1 protein-coding gene is annotated in these 1,506 nt (G+C 68.9%); it reads left to right on the top strand.

The annotated features are described in order from the left end of the window. Positions 1–399: 399 nt before the first annotated feature. Positions 400–1,506 (top strand): glycoside hydrolase family 5 protein (locus tag FNQ90_RS22805; protein ID WP_182608075.1); only part of this gene is annotated, 1,107 nt, incomplete at its 3' end.

Below are 1,506 nucleotides of genomic sequence, written 5' to 3'. Positions count from 1 at the left end.
CCCCGGACGGGGGACACCGGAAGGCCCCGGTCCGGGACCGCTCGGCGGCCCCCGGCACCCGAGGCGGTCTGAGGCACCCGCGTCCCCGGGGCACGTCGAGCCGAAGAGGCCGTTCCCCGGGGCCGGGCCCCGGTCCGGGTCCGCCGTCCGGGGACCCGGTGGGCGGGGCGCGCCGGGAAACCGGGAGGGGAAGGCGCCGATCCCGACGGGAAAGAGCCCGTCATGGAACTCTTCCCACGCTTTTCCGCTGCCCGACTGCTCTTCATCGAACCTGTTCGAAGAGACTTAACCGGTTCAGTATATTGACATGGCAGTGACATTCTGGCCTGATTCCAGGGGAGCGCTCCCACACCCTCTCGACCAACGGAACCCCGGGACGGGTTCCACGAGGAGACCCCCATGAAGAGAGCGACCAAGATCTCCACGGCACTGGGCGGGGCCGCCGCCGTGCTGCTCGGGATGGTCGTCGCCGCGCCCCTCTCCGCCTCCGCCCAGTCCACGGCCCGGGCGGGGCTCCACGTCTCCGACGGCCGCATCCTGGAGGCCAACGGCAACGACTTCGTCATGCGCGGCGTGAACCACCCCCACACCTGGTACACGCAGCACACGGCGGCCATCGGTCACATCAAGGACCTGGGCGCCAACACCGTCCGCGTGGTGCTCAGCAGCGGTGACCGCTGGTACAAGAACGACACCGAGGACGTCACCAACGTCGTCTCGCTGTGCAAGCGGAACCGGCTGATCTGTGTCCTCGAGGTGCACGACACCACCGGCTACGGCGAGGAGTCCGAGGCCGCCTCCCTCGACCGGGCGGTGGACTACTGGATCGACATCCAGGACGCCATCAAGGGCGAGGAGGACCACGTCGTCCTCAACATCGGCAACGAGCCGCACGGCAACCAGGGCTACCAGAACTGGACCCCGGACACGATCTCGGCGATCAACCGCCTGCGCGACGAGGACTTCCACCACCTGATCATGGTGGACGCCCCCAACTGGGGCCAGGACTGGTCCAACACCATGCGCACCAACGCGCGCCGGGTCTTCGACTCCGACCCGCACGCCAACACCGTCTTCTCCATCCACATGTACGGCGTCTACGAGACCCGGTCCGCCGTCAGCTCCTACCTCAACGACTTCGTCAACGCCGGACTTCCCATCCTGGTCGGAGAGTTCGGCCACTACCACTCCGACGGCAACCCCGACGAGGACGCGATCCTGGAGATCAGCGAGCAGTTGGGCACCGGCTACCTCGGCTGGTCCTGGAGCGGGAACAGCGGCGGTGTCGACTACCTCGACATGGTCGTCAACTTCGACCCGAACCGGTTGACCGAGTGGGGTGAGCGGATCTTCAACGGCCCCAACGGCATCGCCGCCACCGCCGTCGAGGCCACGATCTACGGGGACGGCAACGGCCCCGGCGGCTCCGACGAGGGCACCACCGACGGCGGCTCCGGTGGCCCGGGCGGCCCCGGTGACGACACCGAGGCCCCCACGGCCCCCGGC

It is taken from the genome of Streptomyces alkaliphilus, assembly GCF_014141535.1.
GTDB lineage: Bacteria > Actinomycetota > Actinomycetes > Streptomycetales > Streptomycetaceae > Streptomyces > Streptomyces alkaliphilus.
The sequence above is the reverse complement of the archived record's forward strand: the minus strand, read 5'-3'. Positions and strand labels throughout refer to the sequence as shown.